Consider the following 16480-nt stretch of genomic DNA (forward strand, 5'->3'; position numbering starts at 1 on the left):
GTAATATGAAGAAAGAAACCATTTACCTGGCAGGCGGCTGCTTCTGGGGAACAGAAAAATATATGGAAATGGTGCCCGGCGTGCTCTCTACCCGTGTGGGCTACGCTTTGGGCAAAAAAGACGGCGTGGAACAGAAAGTATGGGACAGCGTCACTTACGAGGAAGTCTGCAACCACAGCGGACATGCTGAAACGGTAGAAGTTGTCTTTGACGCTGACGAAACCACACTGAAAAAAATTTTGCAGGAATATTTCTACACCATCGACCCCACTTCTCTGGGCAGACAGGGGGCAGACTTCGGCATCCAGTACCGCACCGGCATTTACAGCCTGACAGAAGAACAGCAGAAAGTGGCAGCAGAAGCTCTTGAACAGCTCCAGACCAAATACGACCGCCCTGTGGTGGTGGAAAACCTGCCTTTGCTGCAATTTATTCCCGCAGAGGAATACCATCAGAAATATCTCACCAAAAATCCCGGCGGCTACTGCCATATCAATTTTGCCAAAATCGAAAAGGAAAAGGCTCGCTGCATCAATCCCGAGGACTACAAAGTTATGACAAAGGAAGAAATGCGGGAAAACCTGACGGAAATGCAGTACAACGTGACCCAGCAGAACGCCACAGAGCCCCCTTTCCAGAACGAATTCTGGGATAAGGAAACACCGGGGCTGTATGTGGACATCACTTCCGGGGAGCCCATGTTCTCCTCCAAGGATAAATTCATTTCCGCCTGCGGCTGGCCTGCTTTCGCCAAGCCCATTGACCCCAATGCCATCAATGAATATAATGACCTTTCTCTGAACCGTATTCGTACAGAAGTCCGCAGCCGGGTAGGCAATGCCCATCTGGGACATGTCTTCGACGATGGTCCCGCAGAACTGGGCGGCATGCGTTACTGCATCAACAGTGCAGCCCTGCGCTTCATCCCCAAAGAGGACATGGAAAAGGAAGGCTACGGCGCTTTCCTGCCTTATGTGGAGGAAGAAAAACAGTAAAATCCCTCTTTTTCCCTTTTTTCCGGCGAAAAGACGGAAACAAGGTTGTGTTTTTCCCAAAAACAGGCTACAATAAAGGACAGGTGAAATAACGCAATTTTGCATAAAGGAGAGATTCTAGTGGATTTGAACACCGTAAAATCAATTTACCGCAGCACAGCGGACTATGCCAATAAAGAAGTGACACTGGGCGGCTGGATCCGTACCATGCGTGTATCCAAAAATTTCGGCTTCATCGAACTGAACGACGGTTCTTTCTTCAAAAACATTCAGATCGTTTTTGAAGCAGATACGCTGTCCAACTATGCCGAAATCACAAAACTGGGTGTTGGCGCTGCCATCATCGTCAAAGGTCTGCTGGTGGAAACACCCGAAGCAAAACAGCCCTTTGAAGTAAAGGCACAGGAAATTGCCATCGAAGGCACTTCCACTCCTGACTACCCTCTGCAGAAAAAACGTCACAGCGTAGAATTCCTGCGCCAGATCGCTTATCTGCGTCCCAGAACAAACATGTTCTCCGCAACATTCCGTGTGAGAAGCTTGATTGCTTATGCAATCCATCAGTTCTTCCAGGACAAAGGCTTTGTATACGCACATACTCCCATCATCACCGGCAGCGACTGCGAAGGCGCTGGGGAAATGTTCCGCGTTACCACACTGGACCTGAACAACCTGCCTAAGAAAGAAGACGGCACTGTAGACTTCTCCAAAGACTTCTTCGGCAAAGAAACAAACCTGACTGTAAGTGGTCAGCTTTCCGCTGAAACATTTGCCATGGCATTCCGCAATGTTTACACATTCGGCCCCACATTCCGTGCGGAAAACTCCAACACCGCGCGTCATGCTGCGGAATTCTGGATGATCGAGCCCGAAATGGCTTTCGCTGATCTGGAAGACAACATGGAAGTGGCAGAAGAAATGCTGAAATATATCATTCAGTATGTACTGGACAACGCACCCGAAGAAATGGAATTCTTCAACAGCTTCGTGGACAAAGGTCTGCTGGACAGACTGCATAACATCCTGAACAACGACTTTGGCCGTGTGACATACACAGAAGCCGTTGATCTGCTGATCAAATCCGGCAAGAAATTCGAATACCCCGTTTCCTGGGGCATCGACCTGCAGACAGAACACGAACGCTATCTGACAGAAGAAATCTTCAAAAAACCTGTATTCGTTACAGACTATCCTAAGGACATCAAAGCGTTCTACATGCGCATGAACGATGACAACAAGACCGTTGCCGCTATGGACCTCTTGGTTCCCGGCGTTGGCGAAATCATCGGCGGCAGCCAGAGAGAAGAACGTCTGGAACTCTTAGAAAAACGTATGGACGAACTGGGTCTGAAGAAAGAAGACTACTGGTGGTATCTGGATCTGCGCAAATACGGCGGCACCAGACACTCCGGCTATGGTCTGGGCTTCGAACGTGCGGTAATGTACCTGACAGGTATGAGCAATATCCGTGACGTACTGCCTTACCCCAGAACTGTGAAAAACGCAGAATTCTAATTCTTATAAAGAAAAAATAACAAACAGCTGGAATCCTTACCAAAGGGTTCCAGCTGTTTTCTTTTATCAAAGCTGTTTTCTTTCAGAACAACGGTACCAGCTGTTTCCCATGCCAAAATACATACCCTTTTTTCAAAAAATCCCCCTCTATCTCCCATTTTCACAGCATATTTTCCCATTTCACACACTCATATACACCGCATATAAATGTATATATTCTATTTTCATGCATAATTCAGCAATTTTATATGCTGCATATAGATGCACCCCCTTCCTTTCTTGCACTTTTCACAAAACAATTTCTTTGCAAACACCATAAAACCCTGATACTTATTGGGATATTACCCAAAATTTGCCACCTATTTTCGTTCTGTACCACCAATTCCCCGAACTTGTATAAATATGCGTATTTTTATTGACTTTCCCGTATAAACATTTATAATAATACCATAACATTCAGCAAATCAAAGGAAATGAGGTATGTTTATGCCATACAAAGTATACATCGACGGGCAGGCAGGCACCACCGGCTTACAGCTCCAGGAAAAGCTGTCCCACCACGACGGCGTGGAACTGCTGCTCATCGCGGAAGAAAAAAGAAAAGACGAAGCCGAACGGAAACGGCTTATGAATCTGGCGGATGTGGTTTTCCTTTGCCTGCCTGACGCGGCAGCAAAAGAAGCCGTGAAGCTGGTGGAAAATCCCAATACCTGCATCATTGATGCCAGCACCGCTCACAGAACGGCGGAAGGTTGGACTTACGGCTTTCCGGAACTTTCTCCGGCACACAGAGAAGCCATCATCCACTCCAAACGCATTGCAAACCCCGGCTGTCACGCCACAGGGTTCATTGCGGCGGCATATCCACTGGTGCATCTGGGCATCGTTGCTCCCGATTATCCCTTCACCGCTCACAGCCTGACGGGCTACAGCGGCGGCGGCAAATCCATGATTGCCGAATACGAAGCAGAGGAACGCTCCTACCAGTTCGACAGCCCCAGACAGTACGGTCTTTCTCAGATGCATAAACATCTGCCGGAAATGCAGCATGTCACCGGCATCACACAGCCCCCTGTGTTCATGCCCATTGTCTGCGACTTCTACAGCGGCATGGCAACCTGCATTCCCCTGCACACCAACCTGTTCCAGAAGAAAGTCACCAAGGCGGAACTGGTGGCAATGCTCCAGGACTATTACAAGGGACATCCCCTCATTTCCGTGGAAGATACGGACGTTGGTTTCTTAGCAGCCAACGAAATCAGAAACACCAACAAACTGAAACTTTACATTGAGGGCAATGACGAGAGAATGACCCTCATCAGCGTATTTGACAACTTAGGCAAAGGCGCTTCCGGCGCGGCAGTACAGAACATGAATCTGGTGCTGGGTCTGCCGGAAACCACCGGTTTGATTTGATAGAGCCTTACAAAAGAAAGGATGAAATACTTATGAAGAAGATCACAGGCGGCGTTACTGCCCCCAAAGGTTTTACGGCCGCAGGCATCCATTGCGGCATCCGCAACAATCAGACAAAAAAAGATCTGGCACTGCTTTACAGCGAAGTTCCCTGCAACGCAGCAGCTGTTTATACACAGAATAAAGTTTATGGCGCACCCATCACCGTCACAAAAGCAAACATTGCCGACGGTATGGCGCAGGCTATGATCTGCAACAGCGGCAACGCCAACACCTGCAACGCTGACGGTGTGGAAAAAGCAGAAATGATGTGCGAAATGACCGCAAAGGCTTTGGGCATTTCCCCCAAAGACATCATCGTCGCTTCCACAGGCGTCATTGGTATGACACTGAACATTGAACCCATTGCGTCCGGCATCCCCAAACTGGCACCCATCCTGTCCAAGGAAGGTCACGCGGACGCGGTGGAAGCCATTATGACCACAGACACCAAACCCAAGGAAGAAGCTTACGAAATCGAAATCGGCGGCAAAACCGTTTCCATCGGCGCCATGGCAAAAGGCAGCGGCATGATCCACCCCAACATGGCAACCATGCTGGGCTTCTTGACCACAGACTGTGCCATCACTACACCTATGCTGCAGAAAGCACTGAAACTGGCAGTGGATGACACATTCAACATGGTCAGCGTAGACGGCGACACTTCCACCAACGACATGGTTTCCATCATGGCAAACGGTCTGGCAGAAAATCCCGTCATCGACAGCGAAGGTGCTGACTTCGACGCTTTCCTTTTGGTTGTAAAAGAAATCTGCACTTCCATGGCGAAGAAAATCGCTGGCGACGGCGAAGGCGCCACAAAACTGGTAGAATGCAGCGTACACCACGCACCTGACACCAAACTGGCAAAAGCCATTTCCAAATCCATCATCACTTCCAGCCTTACAAAGGCTGCCATGTTCGGCGCTGACGCCAACTGGGGACGTATCCTTTGTGCCATCGGCTACACCGAAGGTGATTTTGCCGTAGACACCATTTCCGTTACCATTTCTTCTCCCAAGGGCGAAATTCTGGTTTGCGAAAAAGGCGCAGGCGTTCCTTTTGATGAAGACAAAGCAAAAGAAATCCTCCTGCAGGAAGAAATCCACATTGACGTGGATATGCAGCAGGGGGACGGCGAAGCCACCGCTTGGGGCTGCGACCTGACTTATGACTACGTGAAAATCAACGGCGACTACCGCACATGATGGGAGGGCAGACAACATGAAAGACATCAATACCATGAAGGCAACAGTCCTGACGGCTGCCCTGCCTTACATTCAGAAATATTACGGCAAAACCGTTGTCATCAAATACGGCGGCAACGCCATGATTCATCCCGATTTGAAAAAAGCCGTTATGAGCGACATCATCCTTCTTTCTCTGGTTGGGATTCATGTGGTGCTCATCCATGGCGGCGGCCCGGAAATCAGCGGCATGCTGAAAAAACTGGACATTGAATCCCGCTTCGTCAACGGTCTGCGCTACACCGACAAAGAAACAGCAGAAGTGGTACAGATGGTACTGGCTGGGAAAACAAACAAAGATCTGGTTGGTCTGATCGGTCAGCTGGGGGGCAAAGCCGTTGGCCTCTGCGGCATTGACGGCTGCATGATTCAGGCGAAAAAACTGGAAGGTGATTACGGCTATGTAGGCGACATCACCAAAATCGACACCACCCCCATTGTAAACGCCATCGACAGCGGTTACATCCCCGTCGTTGCCACCGTTGGCACCGACTGCAAAGGCAATATTTACAACATCAACGCCGATACAGCAGCAGCTGAGATTGCCGGCGCACTCCACGCAGAAAACATCATCACACTGACAGACATCCGCGGACTGATGGAAGATGTCAACGACGAAGACTCCCTCATCCCTGTGGTGCATGTGGATGAAGTGGCAAATCTGGTGGAAAAAGGCATCATCAGCGGCGGCATGATCCCCAAAGTACAGAGCTGTGAAAACGCAGTGCGTGCAGGGGTGAAAAAAGCCGTTATGATTGACGGCAGAATCGAACATTCCATACTGGTGGAAATGTTCTCTGACGAAGGTATTGGCACCATGTTTTTACCATAAAAAGAAGGAGGGAAACACATGGATTTTCAGACAGCAAAACAATATGACGATGAATACATCATCCATTCCTATGGCAGATTCCCCGTGCTCCTGACAAAAGGCAAAGGCGCCACCGTACAGGACGACACAGGCAAAACATACATCGACTTCACCAGCGGCATCGGCGTAAACGCTTTGGGCTTTTGCGACGATAACTGGGTACAGGCAGTAAGCGCACAGCTTCAGTCTTTGCAGCACACCTCCAACCTGTATTACACAGAACCCTGCATTCAGGCAGCGAAACTCCTCTGTGAAAAAAGCGGCATGAAAAAAGTATTTTTCGGCAACAGCGGCGCGGAAGCCAATGAAGGCGTTATCAAAGCCGCTAGAAAATACAGCTTTTTGAAATACGGCGCAAGCAGAAACAAAATCATTGCTCTGCAGAACTCTTTCCATGGCAGAACCATGGCAGCCCTTTCCGCCACAGGACAGGACGCTTACCACAATTTCTTCTTCCCCTTCGTGGACGGCTTCGTATTTGCCAAAGCAAATGACTTTGCCGACATTCTTTCCAAAATGACTGACGATGTTTGCGCGGTCATACTGGAAACGGTACAGGGCGAAGGCGGTGTGGTTCCTCTGGACAAAGAATATGTTCAGGCAGTAGCCAAAGCCTGCAAGGAAAAAGACATCCTGCTCATTGTGGACGAAGTACAGACAGGCATGGGCAGAACAGGCTCCCTGTTCAGCTATCAGCAGTTCGGCATCCAGCCTGACTTGGTATCCTGTGCAAAGGGTCTGGGCGGCGGCCTTCCCATCGGCGCGGTACTGTTCGGTGAAAAAACAGAAACCGTATTCGTTCCCGGCGACCACGGCTCTACTTTCGGCGGCAACCCCGTTGTTTGTGCTGGTGCAGTACATATCCTGAACACCATGGACGAAGCCTTTTTGCAGGATGTACAGAAAAAAGGCGCATATCTGAAAGAAAAAATCGAAAAAATGCCTCACGTTGAAAACGTGGCAGGTCTGGGCATGATGCTGGGCATCCAGTTGGATGTGGAAGCAAAACCCGTTATCAACGCTTTGCTGGAAGCAGGACTTTTGGTACTTTCCGCAAAGACCAAAATCCGTCTGCTGCCTCCTTTGACCATCACACAGGAGGAACTGGACAAAGGGCTTACCATTTTGGAACAGACACTGGCTTCACTTTGATTGAGAAAGGAAGATAATATATGAAACATTTTCTGAAACTTTTAGACCTGACAACAGAAGAAATCCTGGAACTGCTGGACCTGGCAGACCAGTTGAAATTACAGAAAAAACAGGGCATTGAACACCCTATCCTGAAAGGCAAAACACTGGGCATGATTTTTGAAAAATCCTCCACCAGAACCCGTGTATCCTTTGAAACAGGCATGTATCAGCTGGGCGGTCACGCGCTGTTCATCAGCTCCAAAGACGCACAGATTGGTCGTGGCGAACCCACAGAAGACACTGCAAGAGTTCTGTCCCGGTATCTGGACGGCATCATGATCCGTACTTTTGAACAGGAAGAAGTGGAAACACTGGCAAAATACGGCTCCATCCCCATCATCAACGGTCTGACAGACTTCTGCCATCCCTGTCAGGTTATGGCTGACCTGCAGACCATCCGGGAACACAAAGGCAAACTGGAAGGTCTGAAAATGTGCTACATCGGCGACGGCAACAACATGGCAAACTCCCTTATCGTAGGCGGTTTGAAAGTTGGCATGTCCGTAAGCATTGCCTGCCCCAAAGATTACCAGCCTCATAAAGACGTTCTGGACTTTGCGGCACAGTACGGCGATAAATTCCAGATGACAGAAAGCCCTCTGGAAGCTGCCAAAAACGCTGACGTTGTACTGACAGACGTGTGGGCTTCCATGGGTCAGGAAAGCGAACAGAAGATCCGAGAAGCTGCTTTCGCAGGCTTCCAGGTAAACGACGAACTGATGGCAGTAACAAACGAAGGCTGTATGGTACAGCATTGCCTGCCTGCACACAGAGGGGAAGAAATCACAGCAGAAGTATTCGAAGCACACGCTGACGAAATCTTCGACGAAGCAGAAAACCGTCTGCACGCACAGAAAGCGATTCTGGTAAAACTGATGGCAGACTGATAAACCACACCCTGTCGTCAAAGGCTCATTTCATTCAAGCCTTTGACGAGTAGACAGAAGTATAAAGCCGAAGTTCCATCAGCTAAAAGCCTTGAAACTTCGGCTTTTCCCCTTGGGATTCCATTCGGGGAACCCCACACCGCAAGAGATGCGGACAGCCATTTATGGCTGGCATTTGCGAAGCAAATGTGTTGACCCCTTCGTTCCCCAAGCCCTTCAGCGTTTTTGAAAAAAGTATAAAACTTCGTTTTTCGACATACCAAAACCACCGAAAACAATATGTTTCCGGTGGTTTTTCTATTTTCTTTCGGCGCAGTTTGCAGAACAAAATCACCCCATCAATGCATCCAAATCTTGCATAAAATGGGACTTTTGCAGCAGGGTTTTTTGTGTGTTGTATGCCCGAAATACCGGCATTTGCGCCTATTTCCCTATCGTTTGCAGGGTTTTTTATTTTTTTTGGAAAAATTAGAAAAAATCCGTTGACAAACGCCAAAATTCTGTTATAATGATATCAAACAGTAAATGATAATAATTATCAATTAAGAAATATTTTTAGTGTGTAAGGAGGAAACTATTATGATGAATCTGAAAGGTACAAAAACTGAAGCCAACCTGATGGCAGCATTCGCTGGTGAATCCCAGGCAAGAAACAAATACACATATTACGCAAGCAAAGCAAAAAAAGAAGGCTATGAACAGATTGCAGCTCTGTTCCTGGAAACAGCCAACAACGAAAAAGAACACGCAAAAATCTGGTTCAAACTGCTCCATGACGGCGCTGTGCCTTCCACAGCTGAAAACCTGCTGGACGCTGCACAGGGCGAAAACTACGAATGGACAGACATGTACGCTACATTCGCAAAAGAAGCAAGAGAAGAAGGCTTTGACCGCATTGCTTACCTGTTTGAAGCAGTCGGTCAGATCGAAAAACATCACGAAGAACGTTACCGCAAACTGCTGGAAAACGTTGAAGGCGGTCTGGTATTCTCCAGAGATGGCGACATGATCTGGCAGTGCGCTAACTGCGGCCACATCCACGTTGGCAAACAGGCACCTCAGGTTTGCCCCGTTTGCGAACACCCTCAGGCTTACTTCCAGATCGAAGCAAGAAACTACTAATTCTAAAAACCTTGTTACTCTCTTATCCCAATTTTTCATAGAACACTAAAAAAACGACGGTATTTATACCGTCGTTTTTTTCTGTACTTTGTTATGGAGCATCCACGCACAGGTCAAAGCGCAGAGGGCAAGCACGCCGCCGCCCAGCCCCAACAGGCGCATATCCAGTTTTTCCACGATGGCGCTGCCGCAGACAGAGCCGAAAGCAATGCCGAAGTTAAAGGAAAAAGAATTGGTGGACGCCGCCAATGTGATGGCGCCGGGATATTCCGCCGTGGCAATGTTCAGCACATTGACCTGTATGGGGGAATTTTGCAGATACATCAAAAGACCAATGGCAAAAATCACTGCCATACCTGCCACAGGGTTTCCCAATGCCACAGGCAGGAGAAACATGCACACCGCCAGAGCAACGTACGTGAACCGCAATTTATAAATGCCATTTTTCAATGCCATACGGCCGGAAATGAGGTTACTGAAAAGCACCATGACCCCGAACAGCAGCAGCACAAAACTGATATACTGGGCAGGAATCCCCACATAATCCTCAAATACGGGGGTCAGGTACGTATATAACACATAAGAAGCAGAAGCGCCAAAGAATACCGTCAGGATACTCAGCAGGATACGGCTGTCTTTCAGCAGGACAAACTGCTGCATGATGCCGGAAGGCACTTTTTCATGTTTTCTGGGCAGAGAAACGAACATGAGCGCCAGCACCAAAATGCTGCACAGGGTGATGCCCACAAAAGCTGCCCGCCAGCTCAGTACGTGGCTAATGGTGGTGCCAATGGGCACGCCGAAAATAGATGCCAGAGAAAATCCCGCGAATACCCAGGAAACTACCGTTGCCCGATGTTCCAGAGAGGAAATATCCGGCACAAATGTCATGGAAACGGAAATGAGGGTGCCGGAAACGATAGACAGCAATATTCTCGCCGCCGCCAGCAAAGGATAACTGGGGGCAATGGCACAGAGGAAATTCCCCACAACGAATACCACCGTCAGGGAAATGATGAGGGCAAACCGATGGAACCGCCCTGCCAGAGCCGCCGTGAAAGGCGTTCCCACAGCGTAAACAAAGGCAAACATGGAAACCAGAGAACCGGCAGTGGTGAGAGATACGGACAGCCCTTCGGAAATATCCGGCAATATCCCCACAATGATAAATTCGCTGGTACCCAGTGCGAAACTCAGTAAAATCAAAGCAATGACAGGCATGGTGAATACCTTTTCTTTTTTTGGCATAATGCTTCTTCCTTTCTTCTTTCCAAATCCTGTATGATTATAGTCATCTGCCCTTCTGCCGTCAAGGAGGAAAATCCCGTGTTTTTTCTTGGAAAACGCCGTTATTTTTATGGAATCTGCCTATCCCTTGGCAAAAATATGGCTTTTCCCTTGCAAAAGGTCTTGGCTTTTCGTACAATCTACCCGTACACACTTTTTTATGGAAAGGACTGTTTTTATGCAGCAAATCATATTGGCATCCAATTCTCCCCGGAGAAAAGAACTGCTGTCCATGCTTTCTGTGCCCTTCACCGTACAGGAAAGCCATGTGGACGAACGTGCATTGGAGGAAGCAGACAGAAAAGCCGGCATCCGCCGCACACCTGCGGAACAGGCATCATTCATGGCAGAAGCCAAAGGCACAGACGTAAGCCGCACCGCTCCCGCAAATTCCATCATCATTGCCGCCGACACCATGGTGGCAGAGGGGGACACCATCCTCCACAAACCCAAGGACAAAGCCGACGCCAAAGCCATCCTGACCCATCTTTCCGGCAAAAGCCACATGGTTTACACAGGCTTATGCGTCATTTACAAAGACGCGGAGGGCAAAGAAACGGTACACGCCCAGACCATCGGCACAAAAGTGGTGTTCCGCTCTTTGACGGAGGAAGAAATGGACGCATACATTGCCACAGGGGAACCCATGGACAAAGCCGGCGCTTACGGCATACAGGGCAAAGGTTCCCTGCTGGTGGAACGGATGGAAGGCGACTACTTCAACGTAGTTGGTCTGCCTTTGACTGCCCTTTACGAAGAACTGCGCGCCCAAGGCATTTCTCTCATGGAAAACTGGAAATAAAAAACAGGGATTTTCCTTGATTTCTTAAGGGGAATTGCGACAGCTGTCTTCATAAGAAAACATAACAAATTAAATTCGAACAAACAAAGAAAGCCAAAATCCTTTGTTATGATAAGGATTTTGGCTTTCTTTGTTTTCTTATGAAGATGCCCCTAAATTCCGGCGTTTTTATGTCCCGATAAACCATCCCCAAAAGGAGGTTTTTCTGGAATTTTTTCCAAAAAAGGCGTTCTTTTTCAATAGGTTTTGGAAAAATCTTATCAATTTCTTTATATTGCATGCAAATAGTTGACAGCGCAACGAATTTAGAAGTATACTGTATTTGTTGCAGACGCAACTAATTTTGACTTATCCACAGAACATGCTGAGGCGGCAGCCATTTCTGTTTGATGTTATCCACATTTCCACCGCCACTACCCACAGGAGGTACTCATGGAGAAAAAAAATCTGCGTTATTCCATCAACGCGTCAGCCATCAGCCGGTATGCCAACCGGAATTTCGACCTTTGTCTGCGGCATCTTCCCATCAGCAGCGGACAGCAGTTTTTCCTGCTGCGCATCTACGAAAATCCCGGCATTCCCCTGAACGGTCTGGCACAGATGGGCTTTTTTGACAAAGGCACTGTCAGCCGCGGTGTGCAGAAACTGGAAGAAGCCGGCTACATCACCGTTATCACTGACGAGAACGACAGACGATGCCGGAAATTATTCGTTACCCCAGCCGCTGCACCCATCATCGAAACGCTGCTGAATGCCAGAGAAGAATGGAACTGTGCGCTGACGGAAGGCATGACAGACGAAGAATGTCTACTCATCAATAAACTCATGAAACAAATGGTACAAAATGCCCAAACCTACATTGCCAAAAAGGAGGAGGAAGTCACATGCAACAAAGAACACTGACAATGGACGGAGAAAACCCTTTGGGTGTACGCCCCATTAAAGGACTGTTATTCTCTTTTTCCATCCCTGCCATCATTTCCTGTCTGGTCAACTCCGTGTATAACATCGTAGACCAGATTTTCATCGGTCAGGGTGTGGGCTATCTGGGGAACGCCGCTACCACCATTGCTTTCCCTCTGATGACCATCATCATGGCTTTTGCCACCCTCATCGGCTCCGGCGGCAGCGCTTACGCCGCTTTGCGACTGGGCGAAGGCAGAAAACGGGAAGCCCTTCTGACACTGAATAACCTGCTGGTCATTGCCATCGGTCTGGGTATCCTGCTGGCGGCAACTGGTCTGATTTTCCTGAAACCCATTCTGACACTCTTCGGCGCAACGGAAACCACCATGCCTTACGCCATCGACTATACATCCATCGTCCTTATGGGCGTACCTTTCAGTGTCATCAGTATTGCCCTGTCCAACATGGCACGTACAGACGGACACCCCCGTATGTCCATGTACGGCATCCTCATCGGCGCTGCCCTGAACACGGTACTTGACCCCATTTATATTTTCGTACTGGATTGGGGCGTGAAAGGCGCTGCCATCGCTACCATTACTGCACAGTTCGTTTCTATGGTGGTGCTGTGTTACTACTTCCTGAGAAAAGGAAATATGCGCTTTACCCGCAGATACATGAAACCCGTAGGTCGTGTCTGGTATAAAATCTTCTCTCTGGGCATTTCCTCCGGTATCACTTCTTTGGTTGCCTGCATCATGCAGGTGGTCATGAACAACTCTCTGGTTTACTACGGCAACCAGACAGAAATCACCGGTGACGTTGCCCTCAGCGCCATGGGTATTGTCATGAAGATTGCCATGATTCTGGCGTCTGTATGTATCGGCTTTGGTATCGGTGCCCAGCCTATTCTGGGCTTTAACCTGGGTGCGAAAAAATACGCCCGTGTACGTCACACCTATCTCCTTGCCGTATCCATTGCCACAGGCTCCATCCTCATCGGCTGGGCTGTATGCCAGCTGGCGCCGCATCTGGTGCTGAGCCTGTTCGGGAAAGAAAATCAGACATTTACAGACTTTGCTGTACGCTGTCTGCGGATTTATCTGGGCGGTATTTTCTGTGCCGGCTTCCAGATCGTTTCCACCAACTACTTCCAGGCAACCGGTCAGCCTTTGAAAGCTTCTCTGCTTTCCATGCTCCGTCAGCTCATCCTGCTGATTCCCCTGCTGCTGATCCTGCCTTTGTTCTTCGGTCTGAATGGTCTGCTTTATGCAGGTCCCTGCGCAGACATCGGCTCTGCCGTTATTGTGGCACTGTTCATCCTGCCGGAAATGCGGAAACTGAATCGCAGAATCGCAGAAAGCCAAGGTCCTGCACTGGCTGCTTAAAGAAAACAAAAAAGCTGAAATCCTTGTCATTATAAAGGATTTCAGCCTTTTATTTTTACCATGATTTTATGAAAAATCCCCCTTTGAAAAGAGAAAAAGGAAAAGCAATGTTTTCCTAAGGGGAACTTGCTTTTCCTTTCTCTTTTTTTGCTTTCTCACGAAAGCTTGTGTAAGGGTATTTTATCAAAAAATTTCGTGGAATGCTTTTTTCTGCTGTACGGCTTCTGTGACTTCCGCCATCTTGCTTGTGTCGCCGATGAGGATGACACCGCACAGGGCATTGTTACGGAAATAGTATTTTTCCAGTGTGAGTTTCTTATCGTCACGGATTTCCAGTGTTTTGTATGTGACGTCTTCTTTTGTACCAACGTCACCAATGGAATATACGGAAGTGTTCAGGGCGTTCAGTGTCATGCCCTGTGTCTGAGGCACATAAGGCAGGCTGTCGCCAGCTGCGTTTGCACCGGCAATGCGACCCATTTCCATTGCTACAGGCCAGATTGCGATGTTTGCGCCGTCGAATTCCGCACAGTCACCACCAGCAAATACATTGCTGTCGCTGGTCTGCATTTTGTCGCTGACGATAACAGCACGATTTGTCAGGATGCCTGCTTCTTCTGCCAGTTCTTTGTTGGCACGTACGCCTGTGGACATGATAACGATATCCGCGGGAATCTTTGTGCCATCTGCCAGCATAACGCCTTCTACTTTGCCGTCGCCGACGATTTCTGCAATCTTCGCGCCCACAACGATGTTCACGCCGTTTTTCGCTGCGATCTTCTTCAGCATATCAGCGCCTACTGCATCCATTTTGCCCAGCAGCAGTTCAGGAGCGCCTTCCAGTACAGTCACTTCCAGTTTTTCTTTACGCAGTTCCCATGCGCTTTCCAGACCCAACACGCCGCCGCCGATAACGACTGCATGTTTTGCCTGCAGTGCCATATGGTTGATCTTTTCTACGTCAGCAATGGTGCGGACAGGTGTCACGCCTTCCAGATCTGCACCCTTGATGGGAGGGATGAAGCTGTAGGAGCCCAGTGCGTATACGCATTTGTCATAAGGCAGGACAGTGCCGTCGGACAGGTGGATTTCTCTTCTGCCCAGATCCATAGCTTCTGCTTTCACGCCCAGACGCAGGTCGATGCAGTGATCTTCATACCATGCAGCTTCTTTGCTTGCAATGGCGCCGCCGCTGATGGCACCGAACATATTCTTTGTGAGCATAGGTCTGTCATAAGGCAGTTCGTTTTCTTCAGAAATCATGATGATGCTTGCAGTCTGGTTTCTTTCCCGGATAGCTTTTGCCGCATTGAGTGCTGCTGTGCCGCCGCCCAGTACAACAAATTTTTCCATGGTATCCATGCGGTGTGTTACTTCATCCAGATCAACAGGCACGAAGTTTTCTTTGCCTACGCCGCAGACAGGGCAGGTTTCCATGGATGCGTCGAAGATTTCGCCGCAAACCAGACATCTTACCAGACCGCTTCTTGCGCTGGCTTTCTTTTCGTCTTTCTTCAGCAGAGTATCTGCGAAACGATAACCATATTCATAAGCGTCCATCAGTTCGTTTTCAGAGGGTTTCAGACGTACTTTGAAACCGTCTACCACTTTCAGACGAATCTGTTTCAGTCTTTCGATGATGTGAGGCACACCTTCACCGCTCCAGCCGTAGCTGCCGAAGGCACTTGCCAATTTCCCGCCGTGGATAGGAGGGAACATGAGTGTTGTCAGATCCCAGATGGGTTTCAGGGCTTCACCCAGAATGGTAGGTGTACCGAAGAGGATACCATCAGCTGTGCCGATTTCGCCCAGCACTTCTGCCTGATCGGCTGTTACCATATCGTACAGTTTTACGTCGATGATTTCGTCGTTATCCTGAATGCCTTTTGCAATCTGTTCTGCCAGCTGACCTGTGTAGCCATAAGCGCTTACATAAGGGATGACAACTTTTTTACGGTCACTTACAGGCACTTTGCACCATTCTTCATAAATATCCATCAGTTCAGACAGATGGCTGTCCAGAACGGGACCGTGACCGGGGCAGATCATGTCGATATCCATCTGACGTACGGCTGCCAGTGCGTTTGTCATATAGGGCTGTTTGAAGGGGCCCAGAATGTTGTCAAAGTAATATTTTGTTGCGCGCATATAACCTTCTGTATCGGTTACTGTGCTGCGCAGGATGCCTTCGTGTGCATAGTGAGAACCGAAGGAGTCACATGTCACCAGTGTTTTGTCCTCTACGATGTAGGTGTACATGGTATCGGGCCAATGCAGGTTGGGGAACACATGGAACTGCAATGTTTTATTACCAATCTTCAGTTCGTCGCCGTCTTTGATGGCAATGCTGTAGAAATCACCATTGATGATGTGTTTCAGGAAGCCGATGGCAACAGGTGTTGCAACCACTTTGGCTCTGGGGCAGATGTCCAGAATCCGTTTGATGCTGCCCACATGGTCGGGTTCTGTATGGTTTACCACGATATAGTCAATGGTGGAAACGTCTGTGATCTGAGAAAGTGTTTCCAGATAATCGTCGAAGAATTTTTCTTTTGCTGTTTCAAACAGGACAGTCTTGTCACCTGTTTTGAGCAGATAAGAGTTATAGGTAGTACCAAATTCTGTCATCATGATGATGTCGAATACACGCAGGTCCTTGTCCAGAACGCCGGTCCAGTAAAAATCAGGTTTGAGTTGCATTGCTTTCATGGGTGTTTCCGCCTCCTTGATGATTTATGTCTTTTTTTTCACAAATATTCTGAAAAGAAAACCGGGCGGGCACACGCCCGTACCCAGTTTTCCCTGTTACAT

At 48.6% G+C, this 16480-nt stretch carries 13 protein-coding genes; 11 read left to right on the forward strand and 2 right to left on the reverse strand.

The annotated features are described in order from the left end of the window. The first annotated feature begins 5 nt into the window (after positions 1-5). From msrB to rbr, 8 genes are all read left to right on the forward strand, one after another. A complete protein-coding gene (gene msrB, locus BUB35_RS01190) occupies positions 6-995 on the forward strand; it encodes a peptide-methionine (R)-S-oxide reductase MsrB (protein WP_072848188.1) in 990 nt (329 codons plus the stop codon). 120 nt (positions 996-1115) lie between these two features. Further along, complete coding sequence (gene asnS, locus BUB35_RS01195) at positions 1116-2510, forward strand: asparagine--tRNA ligase (protein WP_072848190.1); 1395 nt, start codon at positions 1116-1118, stop codon at positions 2508-2510. Positions 2511-2996: 486 nt separating this feature from the next. Then, entirely contained in the window at positions 2997-3926 is a 930-nt protein-coding gene (argC, locus tag BUB35_RS01205; RefSeq protein ID WP_200777558.1) for an N-acetyl-gamma-glutamyl-phosphate reductase, read from the forward strand. 32 nt (positions 3927-3958) lie between these two features. Continuing rightward, positions 3959-5173 carry a bifunctional glutamate N-acetyltransferase/amino-acid acetyltransferase ArgJ gene (gene argJ / locus BUB35_RS01210; RefSeq protein WP_072848196.1) on the forward strand — a complete coding sequence of 405 codons (1215 nt, stop codon included), beginning with the start codon at positions 3959-3961 and terminating at the stop codon, positions 5171-5173. A gap of 16 nt (positions 5174-5189) precedes the next feature. Further along, a complete protein-coding gene (gene argB, locus BUB35_RS01215; protein ID WP_072848198.1) occupies positions 5190-6044 on the forward strand; it encodes an acetylglutamate kinase in 855 nt (284 codons plus the stop codon). Between the two features lie 18 nt (positions 6045-6062). Further along, positions 6063-7235: an aspartate aminotransferase family protein gene (locus tag BUB35_RS01220; protein WP_072848200.1), complete on the forward strand. Its 1173-nt coding sequence runs from the start codon at positions 6063-6065 to the stop codon at positions 7233-7235. A 20-nt stretch (positions 7236-7255) separates the two neighbouring features. Next, entirely contained in the window at positions 7256-8164 is a 909-nt protein-coding gene (argF, locus tag BUB35_RS01225; RefSeq protein ID WP_072848202.1) for an ornithine carbamoyltransferase, read from the forward strand. A gap of 579 nt (positions 8165-8743) precedes the next feature. Continuing rightward, the gene (rbr, locus tag BUB35_RS01230) at positions 8744-9286 is read left to right on the forward strand and encodes a rubrerythrin (RefSeq protein WP_072848203.1); all 543 of its coding nucleotides are present in this window, start codon (positions 8744-8746) and stop codon (positions 9284-9286) included. Between the two features lie 63 nt (positions 9287-9349). Here rbr and BUB35_RS01235 read toward each other — a convergent pair whose 3' ends face one another. Then, the gene (locus BUB35_RS01235) at positions 9350-10534 is read right to left on the reverse strand and encodes an MFS transporter (RefSeq protein WP_072848220.1); all 1185 of its coding nucleotides are present in this window, start codon (positions 10532-10534) and stop codon (positions 9350-9352) included. A gap of 217 nt (positions 10535-10751) precedes the next feature. Here BUB35_RS01235 and BUB35_RS01240 point away from each other — a divergent pair, with 217 nt between their 5' ends. The 3 genes from BUB35_RS01240 to BUB35_RS01250 all read left to right on the forward strand — a co-directional run bounded on the left by BUB35_RS01240 (position 10752) and on the right by BUB35_RS01250 (position 13669). After that, positions 10752-11375 (forward strand): Maf family protein, encoded by a 624-nt coding sequence (locus BUB35_RS01240; RefSeq protein ID WP_072848525.1) that lies wholly within the window; start codon positions 10752-10754, stop codon positions 11373-11375. A 432-nt stretch (positions 11376-11807) separates the two neighbouring features. Beyond that, the gene (locus tag BUB35_RS01245; RefSeq protein ID WP_072848222.1) at positions 11808-12278 is read left to right on the forward strand and encodes a MarR family winged helix-turn-helix transcriptional regulator; all 471 of its coding nucleotides are present in this window, start codon (positions 11808-11810) and stop codon (positions 12276-12278) included. Beyond that, positions 12260-13669 carry an MATE family efflux transporter gene (locus BUB35_RS01250; protein WP_072848224.1) on the forward strand — a complete coding sequence of 470 codons (1410 nt, stop codon included), beginning with the start codon at positions 12260-12262 and terminating at the stop codon, positions 13667-13669. Before BUB35_RS01245 ends, BUB35_RS01250 begins: the two co-directional genes overlap by 19 nt. A 183-nt stretch (positions 13670-13852) precedes the next feature. Here BUB35_RS01250 and BUB35_RS01255 read toward each other — a convergent pair whose 3' ends face one another. Next, positions 13853-16378: an FAD-dependent oxidoreductase gene (locus BUB35_RS01255; protein ID WP_072848226.1), complete on the reverse strand. Its 2526-nt coding sequence runs from the start codon at positions 16376-16378 to the stop codon at positions 13853-13855. Positions 16379-16480 lie beyond the last annotated feature (102 nt).

Source organism: Anaerotignum lactatifermentans DSM 14214 (genome assembly GCF_900142265.1).
Taxonomy (GTDB): Bacteria; Bacillota; Clostridia; order Lachnospirales; family Anaerotignaceae; genus Anaerotignum; species Anaerotignum lactatifermentans.